This is a genomic window from Enterococcus sp. AZ109 (assembly GCF_051714625.1).
Classification (GTDB): Bacteria; Bacillota; Bacilli; order Lactobacillales; family Enterococcaceae; genus Enterococcus_A.
Genome location: NZ_JBIOSF010000001.1, coordinates 2,979,981 through 2,999,122, shown reverse-complemented (window position 1 = coordinate 2,999,122; position 19,142 = coordinate 2,979,981). Strand labels below are relative to the sequence as shown.

Below are 19,142 nucleotides of genomic sequence, written 5' to 3'. Positions count from 1 at the left end.
TAATTCTTAAGAAATTAGCCGTACCTCCATAAGGTTCATTCGATTAGTAATGATTAGTCCTTCATTTTAGCAAAGGCACTGTAACCAAAGATTTTGGTGTGCTGCATAATCAGGTAAGCCATCATTAAAATTTGTAGAACTGCCACACCAAGCAAAGCACCCATCATAACAGATACTGCTTGAGTTTCCCCAACTGAACGAGTCATGGAAGAAACGATGAATGGCAAGAATACTGTTGCTAGACTCATGAAAGTATAGTAGATACCAGTATTTCGTCCTTTAGGTCCTGGGCAGAAGTGCTGACGTACACTCAAACCAGTTTGCAATGCACCACCGGCTGCGAAGAAACCGATCATGGCAATCGCAATGTAGATAACAGCTGTTTGTCGAATCACTACTACCATTGCTAGAGCCACTGCAGTGAACACTGAGTTGATCAGCAATACTTTTACTGGATTCCATCTTAATTTACCCATCAAGATCGCCCAGAAAATAACCGCGATGATTGAACCGACTGTGTAGATTGAAGTCATACCAGCGGCTTGCATTTCAGTCAAACCAACGTTGTTGATACCGAAGGCTTTGGTATATTGTTGCGCACCGTACATGATAACCATACAAGTGAAGCCGTAAAGCATAGTGATGATGTTTACTAACAAGTTTGGTTTTGATAACATTTTTGCTTTGGCAGCATCGATTTCTGCTTGAACCGCGTTGCCTTGTTTGTTGTTGCTTTGACCTTTTGATTCTTTCATCATATCATCGTAAGCAAATGGTGAAATGATTGCCATGATTAGACATGCCACTGACAAGACTAATGGAATCATGATACTCATTGCTTGGTTGCCAGAATCTGCCAAGTTTACAACTGCTAATGGGTAAACCACACCAGCAATCGATACGAACAATTTGATACCTAGTAATGCCGATGCTGAGTACTTCGGTGCACTTTCTTGTGCAGCTGGGTACAAAGCCGCATCCCATAAACCAGAAGTTGCAATCCCAGAAAGGAAAGCTGCAACACCTGCGATGGTAACGGAAGTCGTTACAAGTAAGCCGCTAAAGAACATAATATATAAAATTGCACCTAAAATTGCCATTTTCTTACGACCGACTTTATCAGAGATTTCTCCTCCGATCCATACACTGACCAATTTACCAACACCATAAGCGGTGATGGCCAACGATACTGCTGCTGCACCTTCTGATGGGTCTGTATAGCCCCACTTAGTATAGAAATAAACTGAATTTTGACTTAGAATAATCGACTGCATCCCATGTGTAAAATAGCACAAATATACAGTGATTAAGGACAAAACGTACTTTTTCGCTCTCATTTAGACACTCCTCATTTTTTGTTTGGTCATTTTGACACCCACACACCGGTAGCAGGTCGGTGTGTGGGTGAATGTTTTTCTTTTTTACGCAGGTCTTACTGGTAGATCTTTCCCAGTGAAGATCTTGAATGCTGCTTTTCCTTGACCTAGCAACATACCAGATCCGCCAACTGTTTTACAGCCTTTTTCTTCGGCATCTTTTAACAATTGTGTTTTTGGTGGGTTATAGATCGCATCTGCAACAATTAGATTGTCGTGGAAGACGCTTGTGTCGCTGATTGGTGTGCGGGTTGAGCCTTCGCCCATCCCAACTACCGTACCATTAATTAATACATCCGCTTCAGCAACTTTTTCCTTCAATAAGTCTGCATCTGCTAAATCGTTAATTGTGATATCTAAATCTGGGTAATGCTCTTTCACACGTTCAACCGTACGTTCGCCGTTTGCGAAGAACGCATCTTTTAGATTGAAGATTGCAATAGAGGCTGCTTCTTCAATTGCTAATTGCACTTGGATCGCTGTAGCAGCGCCGCCTGTGCCTAAAACAACAAACTTTTTGCCTTTAGGATCAACATCGTGTGCCATTAAGTTGTCTACAAAGCCCATACCATCTGTGATGTGACCAGTTAATTTACCGTCTTCATTAACGAAAGTATTCACTGCACCAACCATTTGTGCTGCTGGAGATAACTCATCCATGTATTTAGCTGCTTCGCCTTTACATGGCATTGTTACATTCCCACCAGGCATACCGAATGTTTTCACTGCTTCAAAAGCTTTTGCAGTGCCGTCAACGTCAACATCAAATGCTAAGTACACAGCATCCATATCAAGTTGTTCAAACGCATAATTATACATCGCAGGTGAACCAGAGTGACCGACAGGACTACCGATTAAGCCGTATAACTTAGTTTTTCCAGAAATTCCTTCTAACATCTATACACATCCCTATTCATTTTATTAAAATTATACTACATTTCATATGAATATTTCACCTTAATTTTTGTTAATAAGAATTTTAATCTAACAATTCAGGCCAAGCTTGTTTGATTACGTCGATACTTGTGTCGTAATTCATTTGTGCTGCTTTTTGGTAGCCAAGCTCTAAGTTGTTGTCAGAGATAACTTCTGTTCCTACAACGCGAGGTTTAATTCCGTGTTCTTTCAAAGCTTTCAAGAAGCCAACTGTATCGCCCCATCCTGTTCCTGGGCATAGACGGTCATGCAATGATTCTTCACGTAAAATTGGTTTTGGATAAGGACGTTCTAATACGTCACAGATTTGAATTGATACCACTTTGTCAGCTGGAACACCTTTCAAATCTTCAGCAGTCATTTCTGCCCGTGCCCAATGCCAAGTATCTAAGATTAACATTCCGTTGTCACAGCCAGCGCCGTCAACGATTTCCCAAGCTCTCTTCAAATCTGGCACACCACTGTAAGGCATGAATTCTAAACCAATAACTAATTCTTTTGCCCGTTCACATAATTCTTTGAAGGCTTGGATTTGAACTTCTAATGAATCAGATTCCATTAATCCACAGTTGATATGACCTACGCCGAATAAGCGAGCCATGTGGTAAGTTGTTTGCTCTTTGAACTGTTGTAATAACGTGCTAGGTGCTTCAGCCGTTTTGTTTTGGTCAGTCCACATGGTAATATATTCAACTTCAGTGACTTTCATGTCATTTTCTTCTAAGATTTCTAGCATTCTTTCATCTGAGTAACCTTGTTTTACCGCTAGCATATAAGTTTCTGCCCGAATACCAATTCCGTCAAAGCCTGCCGCTTTCGCTGCTTTTACTCGTTCTTCAAAATCGATTTCCACGCCTAATGTAAATGAACTGATTGTCAAAGGTACTTTTCTCATTACTATTTCCTCCTAAAGTTTGTCTAAAGTTATTTTTTTCACATGAGCTGACAAATTCAGACTCATGGTTTGGACTATTTCGCCAAAAAAGCGGTTACTTAAATAAGAAACATTCCTGTTTTCAGTTAATTTCACGAAAATCAACATAATAATTAATGTTCCTTACTTCACAATCACTTTATGGATTTATTCTAACCTGTAATTTGTGAAATATCTAATTGGTTTTTGTCGAATAATCTATAGGTTTAGGAAATAGGTTTTGCTATAATGAAGAAAACTGCGCTTAGGGAGCTTGCAAATTATGAATTTACAACACTTAAAATATTTTGATGTCCTTGCCCGTGAACAGCATTACACCCGTTCAAGCAAACTGCTTAATGTCACTCAGCCCAGCTTAAGCAACGCCATCTCTTCTCTTGAAGCCGAACTTGGTGTTCCTCTGTTTGAAAAAAAAGGGCGGAATGTCGTCTTAACAAAGCCTGGGTTGATCTTTCATGATTATGTCAGCAAAACATTAAACATGTTAGATACGGGGATCGAAACCGTATCAAAAATCAGCAAAGGCAGCGGGTATATCAGCTTTGCCTTTTTACCTATATTAGGGACCCGTTACGCGCCCCGCTTTGCCAAGGGATTTATTGATGCCAATCCCGAAAAACAGATCGAATTTGACTTTCATTCTTCTGCCGGGATTACGAAGGAGATTATCGAGGGGATTAAAAGCATGAAGTACGACATTGGGATCTGTTCTTATTTGCCTAATGAACCTTTGATTGAATTTATTCCCGTAGCAAACCAAGAACTAGTAGTGATTACCCCTTTGGATCACCCATTGGCAAAATTTGATGAAATTAATTTGGAACAAACACAGCCTTTTCCGCAAATCGGCTTTAGCAAAAGCAGCGGTCTGCGAAGTATCGTCGACAGTGCGTTTAAGCGCAATAACTGTACCTACAATATTGTCTACGAAGTAACGGTGGATCAAGTCATTGCTGGTCTAGTCAGTCAAGGGTTTGGTATGGCAGTCGTACCAGATATGGGTGTGTTGGAATCTTTGCCGTTGAAGAAAATTCGTTTGAAGAATCTGAATTGGGAACGTTACTTTTACTTGGTAACCAACAAAGAAGCCTACCTGACACCTGTCGTTACTAACTTTAAAGAATATGTCCTTGCCCACTCTGATCCCCAGGAGACGATTTATTAAAAGAAAGGCTTGGCAAACTCGCTTAGCTTTGGAGCAATAAGACTAAAATTTTGATAAATGGCTTTTCACATTTCTCAAAATTTTCGCTTATTGTCGACAAAGCTAGTTTGTTAAGCCGGACATTGCTCAAACTGCTACATACAGATAAGCTCTTATCGTGACCCTTATCTATCTCTATCGCTACTTGTTTATCAGTAAAGATGAAATCTTGTTGTTATTAGTCGGGGTGAATCTATTGGTTTGTGCTGTTCGTTTTGGTTTTTATAAGTTTTCGAAATAGCTCATTAGAACCGCTTCCCAAACACGTCACTCACTGCTGGCAATACTAGATTGAGAAGTCGAATACCGTTAACGTCTGTGAAAACTTTATCCTTTTACAATAAAAAAAACGTGGGGGTTAATTTACCCTACGTTTTTTACGTGACTCCTTTTTCAACTACTTATTTTTTACTTGGAGTGTCCTTCATCCATTCAATTGGTATGTTTTGTTTTTCTAAACATTTAATAAATTTGGTCACATTTTCGCACATTTTATCAACAAAAAAGGCTTTTCTTTTTCTCCCTGCAACGTAGCATTTGAGGCCGCCTCTTGTCTGTTTCGCTCTAACCACTTTTGATAGTTTCCAATGTTTTTTGAAGATAAAGCATTTGATCACTGTAATATCATCGTCGTCAACAATTACATCCCAAATACCCGGTATCGGGGCGATCATTAATAAGCCCCCCAATGCAAACACTAAAACCACCATAAATATCAGATAGCCATCGATGACTTCTTCGGGAGATTGTATTCGAGCCAATAAAAAACAGCCTGCAAAAAATAATGTATAAAAGATCCCTATGATCATAAACTCCTTTGGTGCTCTGATAACATATTTTTTTGCAGAACTAGTTTCTCTTTGACGTACTCTATAGATCAGATAATCAATCGTCGCAGCTACTGCGGCTGAGATAATGCACACTGTTATCGTATCCATCCTGTCTCCCTCCTATTTTTTTAACTACTCCTAGTTCTGATCCTCATGGACGAAGCCCCCTTGAAGAGTATGCACCTTCACACTTCTATTTTACTAAGTTAATGGCAAAATAGAAAGTGCTGAAACGACTGCTTCATCAACTTTGGAACAAACTGCTAAAGACTTGTTTTCGGTAATCGTTATCCTTCACAAGAATAAGTTCAAATTAAAAAGTGGCAGTGACATAAAACGTCACAGCCACTGAAAACCGAATAATCGGTGTGACTGAAGTAGCTCTTTTACGAAATAAGCCGCATAATCGCAAAAATATGAGAAGCTATTTTCGGATTATGCGGCTTATTTCTCGGAGCTGAACACTTCTGTCACAACCTCTTTCTAGAATATTCGTCGGACTGTGAAGATTACCGAGCGTCGGTCTCCATTAGCTTCACAACCGTTTCGTATTGGTAATATTGCCGAGCCAGTTCTTTTTTGAAATTATTCGTCACCCGAATGAAGATCCCGTATGGCACATCACTTTCCCGATCCTTCTGGATGAACGGCTGCAATTCATTTAAGAACTCCTCCTGATCCTTCAAATGCTGGATCACATATATCTCCATTAAACTTGATGCATATTCCACTAAATAGTTTTCGTAGTAAATCTTCTCTAAAGGGACACCTTGTTGTAGATTCGTCTGAATGGACTCCATTAACAGCTGAATCAGTCGCTTTTCTTCATCCGACTGGCCTTCCACCTTCGCCAGCTGATCTACCAGCTCACTTTCTGATAAATGACTGTACTCTTTCGTCAGAATCGCGTTTGCCAGCAAGTCCACTAAATACAATGATCCATCCATCGCCTTCAGCAGCTCCTCGGCCACCGACTGAATTCGCTGCTGCTCGTCATATTCCTTCGCTAATTTCTGCCCATCACGCGCAATTTTCTCTGCCAACGGCAATAATCGTTGGGGTGTCGTTAAACTATTATACAAAAAACGGTTGGCTAAATTGCTAACCTTCATCTCAAATTGTGCTTGTTTATCCATTCTAAGCACCTCCTGCTCTTATTATAGTGAAGTTGGGCAGATTGGTGAAAGAATACGGCTTTTGGGTGGAAGTTGATAGGTTCTTTCTATTATATAGAGGAAGCAGGTGACGATTTTTGGGCTATGCCTTTCATACTTCTATCACCTATTAAGCAATTCTTTTCGATGTTGCGCTTTTTCTGTACGGGTAATTTTAGGTAAAGGACATGATTGTTCAAAGAATTTCCCTATAAGATCAGATTTATTTATCGCTTTCGGAAAAATTTGGCTTATTTTGCATATGTTTATTTGAACCGAATTTTGATAGAGGATGCAGTGCCATGGTATACTAATGGTGAAAAATTCTCTATCTATGGAAAGTAGAGGAGAATTAGATGAAAAACGTACCGAAAATATATCCAACTAACGATTTACTGTTCCGCAAGCTAATGACCAGTCAGGATTCCCCACACATTCTAAAGGCTTTTGTTCGAGATATTTTAGGCAAAGAGTTTAAGGCACTAATACCCAGAGAAACGTACCACATCGACAGTTACAAGAAATCTTTGAAAAAAACAAAGCTGCTACGTACAGAGGTTGATGTACTGGCAGTAACCGAAGATGGTAGTCAGGTAACGATTGAAATGCAGGTACATCCTCATTATTTCTTTGAAGAACGGGCGGTTTTCTATCTATCGAAGGTTTTTGCTTCCCCCTACGGAGACAAAAAGGTCAAGACTTATATTAAGAAGAATAATTATTCCGCCTTGTGCCCAGCTTATGGGATCAATATCCTTGGCTTTGATTTATTTGAAGAAGACGCAGATGCCATTCAGACCTTTAGTTTACGCAACGACAAGACCTACAAACCATTCTTGAATAAGCGGAAGCAGAGAATTTTGACGCTTTGTTTTTTCAGTTTGACAAACGTGAACCTTGAAAAATCCAGCGCTGCTTATCATTGGCAACGATTTTTCAATACTGGTGAAGTCAGTGATGACGCCCCCGATTATTTGAAAGAAGCACAACGGATTACAGATTATCATTCAATGGAAAGGGAGGAACAAACGATGATTATGAGAGTAGATAAGGCACAGGCGATTAAAGATGCAGAAATTGCTTATGCTTGGGAAGATGGGCTTGAAGAAGGCGCTGATATGAAAGCTGTAGAGATTGCTTTAAATATGTTAGAAGAAAAGGAACCGATTGAAAAAATCGTAAAATACACTAACTTAACTATTGAGCAAATAGAAGAGATTCGAACTACATTGGATTAACGTTGATTCTGAGTCTCGTTGATCAAGCGTGGAGGAAAACGATCAATGACTATCACAAGACGTCCCTAAAAAACAAACATCTATATATACCAAAACCGCCTGACCGATCTTAGTCTAGAATCGGCTAGGCGGTTACTTGTGCTGAGTTGAGATTTGCCTCGAGCTTCCTTCAGATTCCATGTCAACATGGAGGACACCCTTGTTTTTAGCTAGGTGGCTTCTACTGCTAGGAGGCACTCGGGACTTGAACTCACTAGAATTTGTCGATGCCGAGGGAACTAAAAAAGACCTCCCCAAGACGGAGAAGCCTTCACCATTTATTTGATTATGCGTCAATGCTAGGTGCTTTGCCAAGCTTAGCTTGCAGCATCCAGATTTTTTTCTCAACGTCTGTCTTAAACCCTGTGAAGATATCTTGGGTGCTGTCGTCGCCTTCTTCACCAGCTACATCGATACCTTTTTGGTAAAGATCTGCTAAGTAGCGGTAGTTCTTCACTAAGATTTCCATCCGTTCAGGAATCGTGCGGTCCCAGCTACCTACTTCATCTTGGATACCAGTGTGTTCTGCCCACTCTTTTAACGTCGAATAAGGAGAACCATCTAAGGTAATCAGGCGTTCAGAGATTACGTCTAGTTGATCATTGATTTCGTCCATATAATCGTCCATTAAAGGATGCAGCGATAAGAATTCTGGTCCTCGCATGTACCAATGGGTTTGGTGGATTACAGCACTCATTTGACTAAGATCGGCTACTAGTTGGTTTAGTACTTCTTTTGTTTTTCCATAGTTCATTATTAATCCCTCACTTCTTTTTGTCTACTCTATTAGTGTACGCTAAAGAAGCAGACTATGCAAGAATTATGATCAGTTAATAATAATTATAATCAGAAAAGTGAGCACGCCTCCCCAGAGAAGTGCCCTAATTTTCTGATTTAAATAGTAGAAAGGTTGCTATCAGCACCATATACGGCTTCCCAATCAGCAGTGAAATCATCGACTGCTTGGCCGATCGATGGCATGGCTAGCGCTTGTTGGATGATATCAACACCCATTGTAGCTGCTTGGCTGCCGCTTTCTAAGGCGGCGTTGACTTGACCAGCATTTTTGAAGCTAGCGGCAACGATTTTCGTTTCGCTGTTAGAGCGTTCGATCTCTTCAGCCATTTCAAAAATAGCTTCCCGCGGATCGATGCCCATATTTTCCATCCGATTAAAGTAAGGTGCAATATAATCAGCTCCGGCTGCAATCGCTAAGTATGCTTGAAACTTAGTATAAATTGCGGTAGCTGTTACGTTGATCCCACGACGTTTTAATTCTTTGATTACCTTTAGACCAACTTCGCTGACAGGCACTTTGATAAATACTTTTTGATCGATTTTAGCTAAAATAGTTTCAGCATCTTTGATCATGCCCTCATAATCTTTAGCAACAACTTGCACATGCAATGAACGACTTTCACCAATAATGCTGCGAATTTCTTTCATGTGGTCGAAGAATGCGACCTTGCCTTCTTTTTTCACAATCGATGGATTCGAAGTAACACCTGCTACCGGTAAAATCTCTACATATTTTTTGATATCGGCAATATTGGCAGTATCTAACATAAATTCCATGAATAAAACGCTCCTTTTTGTTTTTTCTATGGACTTAGCATAGCATCTGTTGGCAATCCGGACAGCAATTTTTCACCAAAAAATCTAAAAACCTTGCCGTATCACGTTTCTTTTTTTACAAAAAGATGGAAATATGCACATATGTGCGAATGTGATTTTCCTCAGTTTCTCACTAAGCTCTTACTAGATCCGCTCCCTTTGTTTCCCTATTTCCATAAAAACCCATTTACCACCTAACCAAAATTCGGTATCATTGAAGGAACTGGAGGGATGTTTCATGGCAGTAGAAGATGTTAAAGCTTATTTTTCCACTTATGGGATGGAAGATCGGGTGATTGAATTTGAGGTTTCCAGCGCTACCGTGGAATTGGCCGCTCAAGCGCTTAACTGTGCACCTGAGCGGATCGCTAAAACCTTATCCTTTCACTTAAAAAAAGCCGATCAAGCCATTTTGGTAGTAACCGCTGGCGATGCGAAAATAGACAATGCCAAATTCAAACAGGCGTTTAGTGAACGAGCATTGATGATAAAGCCTGATGAAGTAGAGGAAAAAATCGGGCATCCCATTGGCGGGGTCTGTCCGTTTGCGATTAAAGAAGGCGTTGCTGTCTATTTAGATGAATCCTTAAAACGCTTCGACACCGTTTTTCCAGCTTGCGGCGGTCCAAAAAGTGCGATTGAATTAACCATTTCCGAGTTAGAAGAGTATGCTAAAAGCAACAGCTGGGTTGATGTCTGTAAAGGTTGGGAATAAGTCAAGAAAGGCTGCACAAACTAGCATGGTACTTACGATGCTAGTTTGTGCAGCCGAAATTTTTGGTGCTGGTTTGCTAATCGTAGGAAATAGCTGCTTTAGTTACACCGATTATGCGGTTTTCAGCGGCTGTGACGGTTTGTGTCACAGCCACGCTTTTTTGCCCAACAAATTAAACAACCGCTTGTTCAATAACCTTGCAATCTTTTAAATACTCTTCAGCTAATGCCTTGATTTCCTGCTGCATCGCTTCAACATCCATCTTACTAAATACATAACCGATCACCACTGCCTGCGTAGTATCCTCACCAATCATCCCTCGAGTCGAATCGGACGTCGGGCTGCCAAAAGGACCTTCCCCGTCCGCCAGCACGAGCAGATTTTCAATGTTCACTGCTTTTTTACCGATTCCAGCATAGCTTTCACCCACTCCACCGACCGTTAAGGTAATCTCGTCACCAATTTTACCTAAATCATAGCTGCCAAAGGGCAATTTGTATAACAAAGAGAAGTAATTGTTCACATCAACTAGGTCATTGATTTGATACAAGCCTTTTTTCTGAATGACCCGACGCCACAAACTGTCCGAAGACGGACGGAAACGGGCTGGATCTTTGCCTAGTGCACGATAGGCTTTCTTGGTAGCAACCATTTTCTCATCGTCTTTGATCATTTCAATCGTATCCTCGGCTTCAATCTTCGCAATCAATGGATTCAGTAATTTTCCCCAAATATCCTCACTGTATTCGCTATTGGTAAACTCTACGACTGTATAGGCTAAAGAAATCCCTAGCTTCTTCAAGTTTTCTTCTACTACTAACTTCATCTATCTTCCTCCCTTTTCATTATATTCTAATTGTTTTAACAGAAAATAAAAACCCTTCTGCGTCATTTCCTGCATTTTTCGGTATAATGAAGAAAAAGGAGATGATTCGGATGAAACTGACTTACCATGGCCACTCTGTCGTTGCAATCGATTTAAATGATGGGCAAACGCTTTTGTTTGACCCTTTTATCACCGGAAATCCGGTCACTGATTTGAAAGCAGATGAGGTAAAAGCCGACTGGATACTCATCACCCACGGTCACGATGATCATGTAGGTGATATGGTACCAATAGCTCAGCGCAATGATGCAACGATCATTAGCATTGTCGAAGTAGCTGCGTTTGCTAGAAAAGAAGGCGCCACAAAAACCCACGGCATGAACATCGGCGGAAAATATGATTTCCCTTTCGGACGGGTAAAAATGGTCCACGCCCAGCACAGCTCAGGCTATGAAAAAGATGGCCAGATGATTTATATGGGTGAACCTGCCGGCTTTATTCTTCAAGCCGAAGGAAAGACCATTTATCACGCTGGTGATACCTCGAACTTCGGCGATATGGCTTTATTCGGGGAAGCCTACGCTATCGATGTTGCCTTCTTGCCAATTGGCGACAACTTCACTATGGGGCCATTAGAAGCAGCGAGTGCCGCCAAACGACTCAAAGCCAAACAGGTTGTGCCAATTCATTACAATACCTTCCCATTAATTAAACAAGACCCGCAAGAACTAGTTGACGCTCTACCAGCAGGTGTTGTTAAAGTAATGGCTGTCGGCGAATCATTGGAACTATAAATCAATCTTTCAGCTCAAAGGAATCGATCGTCTTTCCTTTGGGCTTATTTTTGGTTTAAGTAACTGGTCCGCAGTCGAAGACGTCCTCTAGTTTGTGACCTTGTTAATCAGCTATTTCTTTTTATTCCTTTTCAAACGGTTCAGCGCTTTTTTATTTTTCCGCTTGTCCATGGAAAAGCCGGCTAGTGGATTGTTGTTGGTATTTCGCTTCGGGAACCATTTGGATTTATTCTCCGGTGCAGGTTCCTCTAGGCTACTTTCGACGGGTTCCTCCGGTGGTGTATTGATAGTTGTAGTTGTGTTTTCCAAGCTTGATTGCGGGGACGAGTTAGCGGTAGGTTGCGTGCCTGACTCCTCGACCCCTACCACAATATCTTCCAAGCTAAAACTCTCCAGCACCGCTCCTTCCGGTAAGCTCGCCTGCAACATTGCCATCAAATCTTCCTCGGATAAACTGGCAACATCCAAGTCTTCGGGAATCATGATTTCTAATTGTTGGCGTTCGCCTAGTTGTTCGGATGGGTCGGTGGATGGGACTTCAGTAGCGGAATTAGCATACGCTTGACTACCTGCTAGTTGGGCTTCGATTGCGGCTGTCGCTTGGCGACCCACTGCTGGATAAGCATCTGACTGAACAGCTTGAGGGATCTCCTGAATTTGGTCAGACTCCGGCTGTGATACTTCAGCGACTTGAATAGCTTCCGGCTGATGCTCAACGGTTCCCTGACTGTCTTCTTCCCGCAAATCAAACAGCGGTGTCTCAATCGTTTCGACAAATTTGGCGCTGATTAATTTCTTAAATAGCCCCACCTCGTCTTTTTCAAATAAATTAAGGCGGACTAATTTTTCTAAGCTGGCACGGATTTCTTCGGCTGGTTTCTTTCGATCTGGATCTTTCACACGCAGGCTATGACAACGCCCCGCACTATTTTCAAATGTAGCACTTAAACTTAACATGTCTTCACTCGTTCCTTTCCTTTTCAAAATATCTATGTCAATTTGGTTGCGGTTTCATTTTAAGGTCTTCAAGGTACTGAAAAAGCTTCGGGACGTACCTGTTCAACTAGATCCCTTAATTGGGCAATTTTCTCAGCAATAAATTGTTTCACCGTAAATAAGCGGGACGTTAACTGCTTCCACTCTTTCGTGGCAAAATAATCTTGGAATAAATAATAATAGCGGCGTAATGCGCGCGTTGATTTAGTTTGCAGGAAGATGTAGTGGACTAGCTCCCTTAGTACGAAGCTAAAGTCGTCGGCGCTTAATTCATCGCGAATTTGAAGAGCGGCCAAATATTTAATCGTGTTGGTCGCATCGTGGGTTTCATCGTAGTAGGTACTGATACGGCTCTCCAACGTTACTCGCTGCAGCTTAAAAAGTTTCTGAAAATCTAACATATGCTCATTCAATTGACGTGCCTCCTTTTTTGAAATCGTTTTACTCGATTTGTCGCCTATAGGCTAAAGGATATTTCACTAAATGTCAATAGTATTTTAAGAATTTTTTCACGTTATTTAAAAGAACCGCATTAAATCAAGGCGGCTCATCATTATTTTTTTATTAATCTAAATTAATTTGTGCTAGAAAACCATCTCTCAGATCAGAGTAATAAAAAAAATACGTTAAATCCCACGCCGAATCCTGTATAATCTTATTTTTATAAAAACTATTTACAAACGAAATCGACAGGTGCTAAGTATAATAATATAGATATACCTGCTTTTTATAATTCACAGAATAACTATAATAGTTATATTATATAACGAAACACGTTATATAAAACCAATTTAAATAGTACACCTGTCGATAATTGTATCCACTTTTCCACGCCTACACTGTTTATTACCAACCTTGAAAAATTGTATTAACGTGCTTAATTAAGGCACTAATACTGTCTAATAGTCGTTACCTTCTTCTTGCTTAGCGCCTTAGTATACAACACCATCAGTGCCAAAGCGCCCAGTGCCACGATTAATTCAGTGATCGACATGGCAAACCACATAGCATCGCCGCCAAACAGCATCGGTAAAGCGAAAATCAGCGTACCGCTGATAGCAAAGCCACGGGCTAAAGAGACTGCGAAAGAGGCCACCGGTTTTAGCAAGCTTTGGAAATAATAGGTGGAAAAGACATTAAAGGGCATCAGCATAAATGACAGACAATAACGCCGGATAATGGTTGGTGCAACGGCCAGCACACTTTCGGTCGGTGCCATAAATACCCGAACAAAACCATTGGGAAACGCTAGTGTAGCCGCCGTCCAAACAATGCTGAAAAAGGCCACTGTCCACAGCGCATATTTCAAGGTTTCCTTAATCCGGCCCCACTCTTTAGCGCCGTAATTAATCGAAAGGATCGGTTGAGCCGCTTGCCCGACACTATAGGCACAGCATTGAACCACTGTACTAATGTTAACGATCACTCCATATACCGCTAGAGAGTCTGTTCCGGCATAACGAATAATTTGGCGATTGAAGAACATGGTCAAGATCCCCATCGCAATGTCAATAAAAAAGGTCGAGAAGCCGGTAGTCACAATTTGACGTGATTTTGGCATCAGGCCAGTGGGTTTCACCAATTTAAGGGTGTTCTTTTTGCTTTTAAAATGGAGCAGCATAATCAGCACGGATATAACTCCGCTAAGCCCAGTTGCTAGTCCGGCACCAAAAATCCCCATATCCAAGGTAAAGGTAAAGAAAATATCACCAACAATATTCACAACCCCCGAGATCAGCACGGCCATCGTAGCAAGTCCCGGGTTGTTGTCGTTTCGCAAAAAAGCCGCCAGCAGCTGACTAAAGGTGAAAAACGGGATCACGAATTTCAGCGGTTTTAAATAATTTAAGGCTAGCGGAAGCAGTGTTTCCTCTGCACCAAAGAGCATCAACAGCTGACGATCAAAAAATACGACTCCCAGCCAGCTGATTAACGCCAACACCGTTGTGCCAATCACAGCAGTGGTGAAGATGGCGTTGGCACTGTCATCTTTCTTGGCTTTGCCCTTGGCGGCGCTGTATAGCACCGAACCACCAATCCCCGTCAGCAGCCCCAAACTGAAAATGATATTCCAAATCGGCGCAAAAATCGCCAACGCCGCAGTCCCGCTTGGTCCTTCGTATTGCCCAACAACCACCATATCCACGATACTGTAGATCGAGGTAATCAAGGTACTGCCAAACGCAGCCGCCAAATACCTGAAATAAAGTGGACGTATTCTCTTTTGCAGCAATTCCATTTGTAAATCCTCCTTGATTGTAAGCTCCCAGCTTTGGCAAGCCGGATACCAGTCAGTAATAGCGAAAACCTTCTCTTTCTTTACGAAAAAAAGCCGGACAAGAAAACAGGAGTTTCACCTGTCAGCTTGTCCGGCTATCATTTCTAAGAATGAGCGCCTCCGCGTGTTCACTTAAACCTTAGAGCATATTTGGTTGAATGTCAATCGCTTGTTTGTTAATTTGCTAATCCTAGCCTGAAGGGTTAGCAGCAAATGCTGAAGAAGGCTGAATTAACGCTGCTTGTTCCCTTGAACTCTTTTTGAATGTTACTCGGTACTCATACATATTTTTACTAAATAATCACAGTACTTTTCAGAAAAAGGACAGAAATGATTGACAGTATATAGATGATCGTCTATATTATGTACATAGATGAACTTCTATATAAGGAGGAAAACAAATGAATTACGATGAAATGTCGGTCATGCTGAAAGCGCTGGCTGATCCTAAACGTTTGAAAATTATCGATATGCTGTCTTGCGGCAGCTTATGTGCGTGTGATATCTTGGCTCACTTTGACTTTACCCAGCCTACCCTTTCCCATCATATGAAGGTTTTGGAAAAAGCAGGTGTTGTCTTGGTAACGAAAGAAGGGCAATGGCACCACTATCAATTAACCGAAAGCTTTGTAGATAAATTTATGGGTTCTATGATGCAATTATTCTCGGATGAGGAAGATTGCGTTTGCCACAATAAAAACTGTAGTTGTAAAGGAGAAAAAAACGATGAAAAAATTGGAACTATTTGAGCCAGCAATGTGCTGCTCCACCGGTGTTTGCGGACCATCTGTTGATGAGGAATTATTGATGGTTACCTCAGTCTTCGAGACATTTGAGGGATTAGACTCGATTGAAGCATCACGTCACAACTTAACCAGTGACCCCGATGCCTTTGTTAACCACCCCACCATCTTGAAATTACTTCAAGAAAAGGGCAACGATATTTTACCGGTTACTCTCTTAGATGGTGAAGTTGTGAAAGAAGCTGCTTATCCTACTTTGGAAGAGTTCGGTAAATATGCAGAAGTGCAATTTGTTACACAAGCTGCCAACAATTCTGGCGGATGCTGCGGAGGCGAAGGCTGTTGCTAAACAGCCTTTTCCTAAGCCAAGATTTAAACAAGGAGGAAACAAAATGATTCAATACCTTCCCGAGCGCATGGGATTAACCAAATATTTGTTCTTTACCGGAAAAGGTGGCGTGGGTAAGACAACGACTGCGTGTGCCACTGCTACTTCTTTGGCTCAAGACAATAAAAAAGTTATGCTGGTAAGTACTGATCCGGCTTCTAATTTGCAGGACGTTTTTCAAACCACCTTAACGAACAAACCCACTCCGATTGAAGGAATCGACAATCTTCAAGTAGCTAACTTTGATCCGATTACGGCTGCGGCAGAATACAAAGAAAGTATCGTTGGTCCTTACCGGGGAATACTTCCAGACAGCGCGTTAGCGAACATGGAAGAGCAGCTATCTGGTTCCTGTACGGTAGAAATTGCGGCCTTTAACGAGTTTGCCAATTTTTTGACGGACCCTGAAGTTGCCGATCAGTTTGATTATGTCATTTTTGATACTGCACCAACTGGCCACACCTTGCGTATGTTACAGCTGCCTTCTGCTTGGAATAATTACCTAGATGAAAATACAACAGGTGTTTCTTGCTTAGGGCAATTATCAGGACTCGGCGATAAAAAAGATATGTACGAAAAAGCAGTAGAAACCTTAACGAACGCTGAACAAACAACCTTAATTCTCGTTACTCGCCCACAAAAAGCACCATTGATTGAAGCTGAGCGTGCTTCAGAAGAGCTGAGAAAATTAGGGATTCAAAATCAAAAATTGGTTGTGAATGGGTTGCTGGAAGTTCATGATGACGAAATTTCTCAACTTATCTATCAAGAACAGACCCATGATCTAGAAAATATGCCGGAACCACTAAAAGACTTTGATACCTTCTATATCCCACTACGGCCTTACAATGTGACGGGGATTGATAAGCTGCAAATTTTATTGAAGGATCAGCAGCCAGCCCTTGAGGAACAGACAAAGGAAGTGACTGATTTTCCTCATTTGGATAAGGTAGTTGAAGAATTTATCCGCACAAATAAAAAGATCATTTTTACCATGGGCAAAGGCGGCGTTGGCAAAACGACAGTTGCCATCAAAATTGCTAAAAAATTGGCTCAAGCTGGTAAAAAAGTACACCTGGCAACCACTGATCCAGCTGATCACTTGAATCTGTTTATCGCAGGAGACCTGCCTATCTCAGTTAGTCATATTGACGAAGAAAAGGAATTGGCTGATTACAAAGAAGAGGTTCTGTCAAAAGCACGAGCAACGATGAATGACGATGATGTGGCTTACGTGGAAGAAGATTTGCGCTCCCCTTGTACCCAAGAAATCGCAGTATTCCGGGCTTTTGCGGAAATTGTTGACAAGTCTGATGATGAGATTGTCGTGATTGATACAGCACCAACAGGTCATACCTTACTGTTGTTGGATTCGACTCAAAGCTATGCTCGGGAAGTGGAAAGAAGCTCTGGTGAAGTACCGGTTTCGATTCAAAAACTCTTGCCACGCCTGCAAAATTCTGATGATACGGAAGTGTTAATGGTGACCCTACCTGAAACAACGCCGGTTTATGAGTCGATGCGCTTGGATGAAGATTTAGATCGGGCAAAGATTTCCCATACTTGGTGGCTGGTTAACCAAAGCATGTATGCTGCCGATACGCAAAATGACGTCTTAAAGGCTCGTTCCTTCAATGAATTGGAGTGGATTGAAAAGGTAGCTGAGCTGTCTAACGGCAATTTCGCCGTGGAAGAATGGCAAGCCGATTTTAGCCCTGTTGGAGTATAAATTTTTTTGGCCGATACATAGATAATCATCTATGTATCGGTTGATAGTGATGGCTTTCATTTACTGAAGGTACAGGAAAAACAAGCCGTTTCGGAGGTGATACCGCGTGAAAAAGATTTATTTTCTATGTACCGGCAACTCCTGCCGCAGCAAAATGGCTGAGGGCTATGCTCATAAGCTCTTGCCAAAGAATCAATTTGAAATTAAAAGTGCCGGGATTGAAACCCACGGTCTGAACCCTAAAGCCGTGAAAGTAATGGCTGAAGATAGGGTGGATATTTCTGAACAAACCTCTGATCTACTTGATATGAGCTATTTCAACAAAGCTGATTTGATTGTTACTCTTTGCGGTGATGCCAAGGATAAGTGCCCGGTAATTCCTAAAGGCAAGGAGCATTTCCACTGGAATCTAAAATATCCTGCCAAAGCAACCGGAACAGAGGAAGAAATTTTGGCTGAATTTAGAACCGTTCGGGAGAATATCAAACAAAGGGTTCTTGCTTTGAAGAACCATAGCTGAACGAAATAGGCTGTATCAGCTGCTGAAGTTGATTCCTCTGAAACGATAATTATGGGGACAGTTCGACTTTTTTTAATGACGTCCAGCTGTTTATAAAATAGCCGTTAACCTGCTGACTTCCAATGTGATTTTGGGAGGGATTAGCAAGTTAACGGCTATTTTTGTGGTGTAATAATCAGTATATCCAGGACAATAAACTCCACTACTCCTCCTCATCCTCCAGTTTCTTTTCTAGACGTTTTTGACCATGTTCTTCTACAAGATAGACAGCTCCAAGGATGATCGAAGTGAAGATACGCGATGAAACAAAGGTGAAGATTGCAGCAGCAATAAAATTGAAGTCGTATCCTTTTCTAAAGGCTTTGAATAACCTGTACACAAGAACAGAACATAGATAAACCCATACTTTCGTGCTATAATAAATAGCAGATATTTAATGATTTAGCAAAACATCTCTCACACTCACTGTTGCAAAAAGCACCTTGAATAGTCGGTAAATACTGAGTGATCTATATAGAAAAGGGGTTGATAACTTTGACAACTGTTGAAATGAATCTAACAGACGACGAAAAGAAAACCTTAGATGAACTAGGCTTAACAGACGGCAACGAAATAAAAGCATTTCTCTTCTACAAAATAAACGAAGAAAATGTTTTACCAATTATTTCAAGTCCTAAAAAAACTAAAAGAGTAAGTCTAAAATCCAATGGTGATGGTTCGCTTATTCTTCCAGATGACGCCCCAGAACATGTTAAGGAGTGGGTTCGACACGGCTAATTATGACATTTACCTAGCTGCTGTCCGTTTTACAGATGATTCTGGAAAGAA

At 41.2% G+C, this 19,142-nt stretch carries 21 protein-coding genes; 9 read left to right on the top strand and 12 right to left on the bottom strand.

The genetic code is table 11. The features are described 5' to 3' along the window. Window positions 1–53: 53 nt before the first annotated feature. The 3 genes from IGI42_RS14790 to IGI42_RS14780 all read right to left on the bottom strand — a co-directional run bounded on the left by IGI42_RS14790 (window position 54) and on the right by IGI42_RS14780 (window position 3,207). The gene (locus tag IGI42_RS14790; RefSeq protein ID WP_438716633.1) at window positions 54–1,337 is read right to left on the bottom strand and encodes an MFS transporter; all 1,284 of its coding nucleotides are present in this window, start codon (window positions 1,335–1,337) and stop codon (window positions 54–56) included. Window positions 1,338–1,421: 84 nt separating this feature from the next. After that, entirely contained in the window at window positions 1,422–2,273 is an 852-nt protein-coding gene (locus IGI42_RS14785; protein ID WP_438716632.1) for a shikimate dehydrogenase, read from the bottom strand. A gap of 82 nt (window positions 2,274–2,355) precedes the next feature. Then, window positions 2,356–3,207, bottom strand: coding sequence for a sugar phosphate isomerase/epimerase family protein (locus IGI42_RS14780; protein WP_438716631.1), 852 nt, complete (start codon window positions 3,205–3,207; stop codon window positions 2,356–2,358). Between the two features lie 301 nt (window positions 3,208–3,508). Between IGI42_RS14780 and IGI42_RS14775 the strand changes: the two genes are divergently transcribed. Next, a complete protein-coding gene (locus IGI42_RS14775; RefSeq protein WP_438716630.1) occupies window positions 3,509–4,411 on the top strand; it encodes a LysR family transcriptional regulator in 903 nt (300 codons plus the stop codon). Window positions 4,412–4,851: 440 nt separating this feature from the next. Here the strand turns inward: IGI42_RS14775 and IGI42_RS14770 are convergent, their stop codons facing one another. Then, window positions 4,852–5,388, bottom strand: a complete 537-nt coding sequence (locus IGI42_RS14770; protein ID WP_438716629.1) for a DUF6560 family protein — start codon at window positions 5,386–5,388, stop codon at window positions 4,852–4,854. A 401-nt stretch (window positions 5,389–5,789) separates the two neighbouring features. Continuing rightward, complete coding sequence (locus tag IGI42_RS14765; protein WP_438716628.1) at window positions 5,790–6,416, bottom strand: hypothetical protein; 627 nt, start codon at window positions 6,414–6,416, stop codon at window positions 5,790–5,792. A gap of 374 nt (window positions 6,417–6,790) precedes the next feature. Between IGI42_RS14765 and IGI42_RS14760 the strand changes: the two genes are divergently transcribed. Next, entirely contained in the window at window positions 6,791–7,672 is an 882-nt protein-coding gene (locus IGI42_RS14760; protein ID WP_438716627.1) for an Rpn family recombination-promoting nuclease/putative transposase, read from the top strand. A 325-nt stretch (window positions 7,673–7,997) separates the two neighbouring features. On the opposite strand, the gene IGI42_RS14755 is transcribed toward IGI42_RS14760, so the two are convergent. Further along, on the bottom strand, window positions 7,998–8,465 hold the full coding sequence (locus IGI42_RS14755) for a Dps family protein (RefSeq protein ID WP_438716626.1): 468 nt from the start codon (window positions 8,463–8,465) through the stop codon (window positions 7,998–8,000). 140 nt (window positions 8,466–8,605) lie between these two features. Continuing rightward, entirely contained in the window at window positions 8,606–9,286 is a 681-nt protein-coding gene (locus tag IGI42_RS14750; RefSeq protein ID WP_438716625.1) for a fructose-6-phosphate aldolase, read from the bottom strand. Window positions 9,287–9,563: 277 nt separating this feature from the next. Here IGI42_RS14750 and IGI42_RS14745 point away from each other — a divergent pair, with 277 nt between their 5' ends. Then, window positions 9,564–10,040, top strand: a complete 477-nt coding sequence (locus IGI42_RS14745) for a YbaK/EbsC family protein (RefSeq protein WP_438716624.1) — start codon at window positions 9,564–9,566, stop codon at window positions 10,038–10,040. A gap of 172 nt (window positions 10,041–10,212) precedes the next feature. Here IGI42_RS14745 and IGI42_RS14740 read toward each other — a convergent pair whose 3' ends face one another. After that, window positions 10,213–10,866, bottom strand: a complete 654-nt coding sequence (locus IGI42_RS14740) for a B3/B4 domain-containing protein (RefSeq protein ID WP_438716623.1) — start codon at window positions 10,864–10,866, stop codon at window positions 10,213–10,215. A gap of 110 nt (window positions 10,867–10,976) precedes the next feature. Between IGI42_RS14740 and IGI42_RS14735 the strand changes: the two genes are divergently transcribed. Further along, window positions 10,977–11,660 carry a metal-dependent hydrolase gene (locus tag IGI42_RS14735; protein WP_438716622.1) on the top strand — a complete coding sequence of 228 codons (684 nt, stop codon included), beginning with the start codon at window positions 10,977–10,979 and terminating at the stop codon, window positions 11,658–11,660. 111 nt (window positions 11,661–11,771) lie between these two features. Here the strand turns inward: IGI42_RS14735 and IGI42_RS14730 are convergent, their stop codons facing one another. From IGI42_RS14730 to IGI42_RS14720, 3 genes are all read right to left on the bottom strand, one after another. Continuing rightward, a complete protein-coding gene (locus IGI42_RS14730; RefSeq protein WP_438716620.1) occupies window positions 11,772–12,617 on the bottom strand; it encodes a DUF2922 domain-containing protein in 846 nt (281 codons plus the stop codon). A gap of 68 nt (window positions 12,618–12,685) precedes the next feature. Beyond that, on the bottom strand, window positions 12,686–13,069 hold the full coding sequence (locus IGI42_RS14725; RefSeq protein ID WP_438716619.1) for a hypothetical protein: 384 nt from the start codon (window positions 13,067–13,069) through the stop codon (window positions 12,686–12,688). A 476-nt stretch (window positions 13,070–13,545) separates the two neighbouring features. Further along, a complete protein-coding gene (locus IGI42_RS14720; protein ID WP_438716618.1) occupies window positions 13,546–14,895 on the bottom strand; it encodes an MATE family efflux transporter in 1,350 nt (449 codons plus the stop codon). A 440-nt stretch (window positions 14,896–15,335) separates the two neighbouring features. Between IGI42_RS14720 and IGI42_RS14715 the strand changes: the two genes are divergently transcribed. From IGI42_RS14715 to arsC, 4 genes are all read left to right on the top strand, one after another. Beyond that, a complete protein-coding gene (locus tag IGI42_RS14715) occupies window positions 15,336–15,683 on the top strand; it encodes an ArsR/SmtB family transcription factor (protein ID WP_438716617.1) in 348 nt (115 codons plus the stop codon). Next, window positions 15,661–16,026 carry an arsenite efflux transporter metallochaperone ArsD gene (gene arsD / locus IGI42_RS14710; RefSeq protein WP_009931074.1) on the top strand — a complete coding sequence of 122 codons (366 nt, stop codon included), beginning with the start codon at window positions 15,661–15,663 and terminating at the stop codon, window positions 16,024–16,026. Before IGI42_RS14715 ends, arsD begins: the two co-directional genes overlap by 23 nt. 43 nt (window positions 16,027–16,069) lie before the next feature. Beyond that, the gene (gene arsA / locus IGI42_RS14705) at window positions 16,070–17,794 is read left to right on the top strand and encodes an arsenical pump-driving ATPase (protein ID WP_438716616.1); all 1,725 of its coding nucleotides are present in this window, start codon (window positions 16,070–16,072) and stop codon (window positions 17,792–17,794) included. A gap of 106 nt (window positions 17,795–17,900) precedes the next feature. Continuing rightward, a complete protein-coding gene (gene arsC, locus IGI42_RS14700; protein WP_438716615.1) occupies window positions 17,901–18,314 on the top strand; it encodes an arsenate reductase (thioredoxin) in 414 nt (137 codons plus the stop codon). Between the two features lie 202 nt (window positions 18,315–18,516). Here arsC and IGI42_RS14695 read toward each other — a convergent pair whose 3' ends face one another. Then, window positions 18,517–18,693 carry a DUF6773 family protein gene (locus IGI42_RS14695; RefSeq protein WP_438716614.1) on the bottom strand — a complete coding sequence of 59 codons (177 nt, stop codon included), beginning with the start codon at window positions 18,691–18,693 and terminating at the stop codon, window positions 18,517–18,519. 155 nt (window positions 18,694–18,848) lie between these two features. Between IGI42_RS14695 and IGI42_RS14690 the strand changes: the two genes are divergently transcribed. After that, complete coding sequence (locus IGI42_RS14690; RefSeq protein ID WP_438716613.1) at window positions 18,849–19,091, top strand: hypothetical protein; 243 nt, start codon at window positions 18,849–18,851, stop codon at window positions 19,089–19,091. Window positions 19,092–19,142: the final 51 nt, after the last annotated feature.

Coding starts and splice junctions, on each gene's coding strand:
- IGI42_RS14790 (WP_438716633.1), bottom strand. CDS start 1,337: ATGAGAGCGAAAAAGTACGTTTTGTCCTTAATCACTGTATATTTGTGC.
- IGI42_RS14785 (WP_438716632.1), bottom strand. CDS start 2,273: ATGTTAGAAGGAATTTCTGGAAAAACTAAGTTATACGGCTTAATCGGT.
- IGI42_RS14780 (WP_438716631.1), bottom strand. CDS start 3,207: ATGAGAAAAGTACCTTTGACAATCAGTTCATTTACATTAGGCGTGGAA.
- IGI42_RS14775 (WP_438716630.1), top strand. CDS start 3,509: ATGAATTTACAACACTTAAAATATTTTGATGTCCTTGCCCGTGAACAG.
- IGI42_RS14770 (WP_438716629.1), bottom strand. CDS start 5,388: ATGGATACGATAACAGTGTGCATTATCTCAGCCGCAGTAGCTGCGACG.
- IGI42_RS14765 (WP_438716628.1), bottom strand. CDS start 6,416: ATGGATAAACAAGCACAATTTGAGATGAAGGTTAGCAATTTAGCCAAC.
- IGI42_RS14760 (WP_438716627.1), top strand. CDS start 6,791: ATGAAAAACGTACCGAAAATATATCCAACTAACGATTTACTGTTCCGC.
- IGI42_RS14755 (WP_438716626.1), bottom strand. CDS start 8,465: ATGAACTATGGAAAAACAAAAGAAGTACTAAACCAACTAGTAGCCGAT.
- IGI42_RS14750 (WP_438716625.1), bottom strand. CDS start 9,286: ATGGAATTTATGTTAGATACTGCCAATATTGCCGATATCAAAAAATAT.
- IGI42_RS14745 (WP_438716624.1), top strand. CDS start 9,564: ATGGCAGTAGAAGATGTTAAAGCTTATTTTTCCACTTATGGGATGGAA.
- IGI42_RS14740 (WP_438716623.1), bottom strand. CDS start 10,866: ATGAAGTTAGTAGTAGAAGAAAACTTGAAGAAGCTAGGGATTTCTTTA.
- IGI42_RS14735 (WP_438716622.1), top strand. CDS start 10,977: ATGAAACTGACTTACCATGGCCACTCTGTCGTTGCAATCGATTTAAAT.
- IGI42_RS14730 (WP_438716620.1), bottom strand. CDS start 12,617: ATGTTAAGTTTAAGTGCTACATTTGAAAATAGTGCGGGGCGTTGTCAT.
- IGI42_RS14720 (WP_438716618.1), bottom strand. CDS start 14,895: ATGGAATTGCTGCAAAAGAGAATACGTCCACTTTATTTCAGGTATTTG.
- IGI42_RS14715 (WP_438716617.1), top strand. CDS start 15,336: ATGAATTACGATGAAATGTCGGTCATGCTGAAAGCGCTGGCTGATCCT.
- arsD (WP_009931074.1), top strand. CDS start 15,661: ATGAAAAAATTGGAACTATTTGAGCCAGCAATGTGCTGCTCCACCGGT.
- arsA (WP_438716616.1), top strand. CDS start 16,070: ATGATTCAATACCTTCCCGAGCGCATGGGATTAACCAAATATTTGTTC.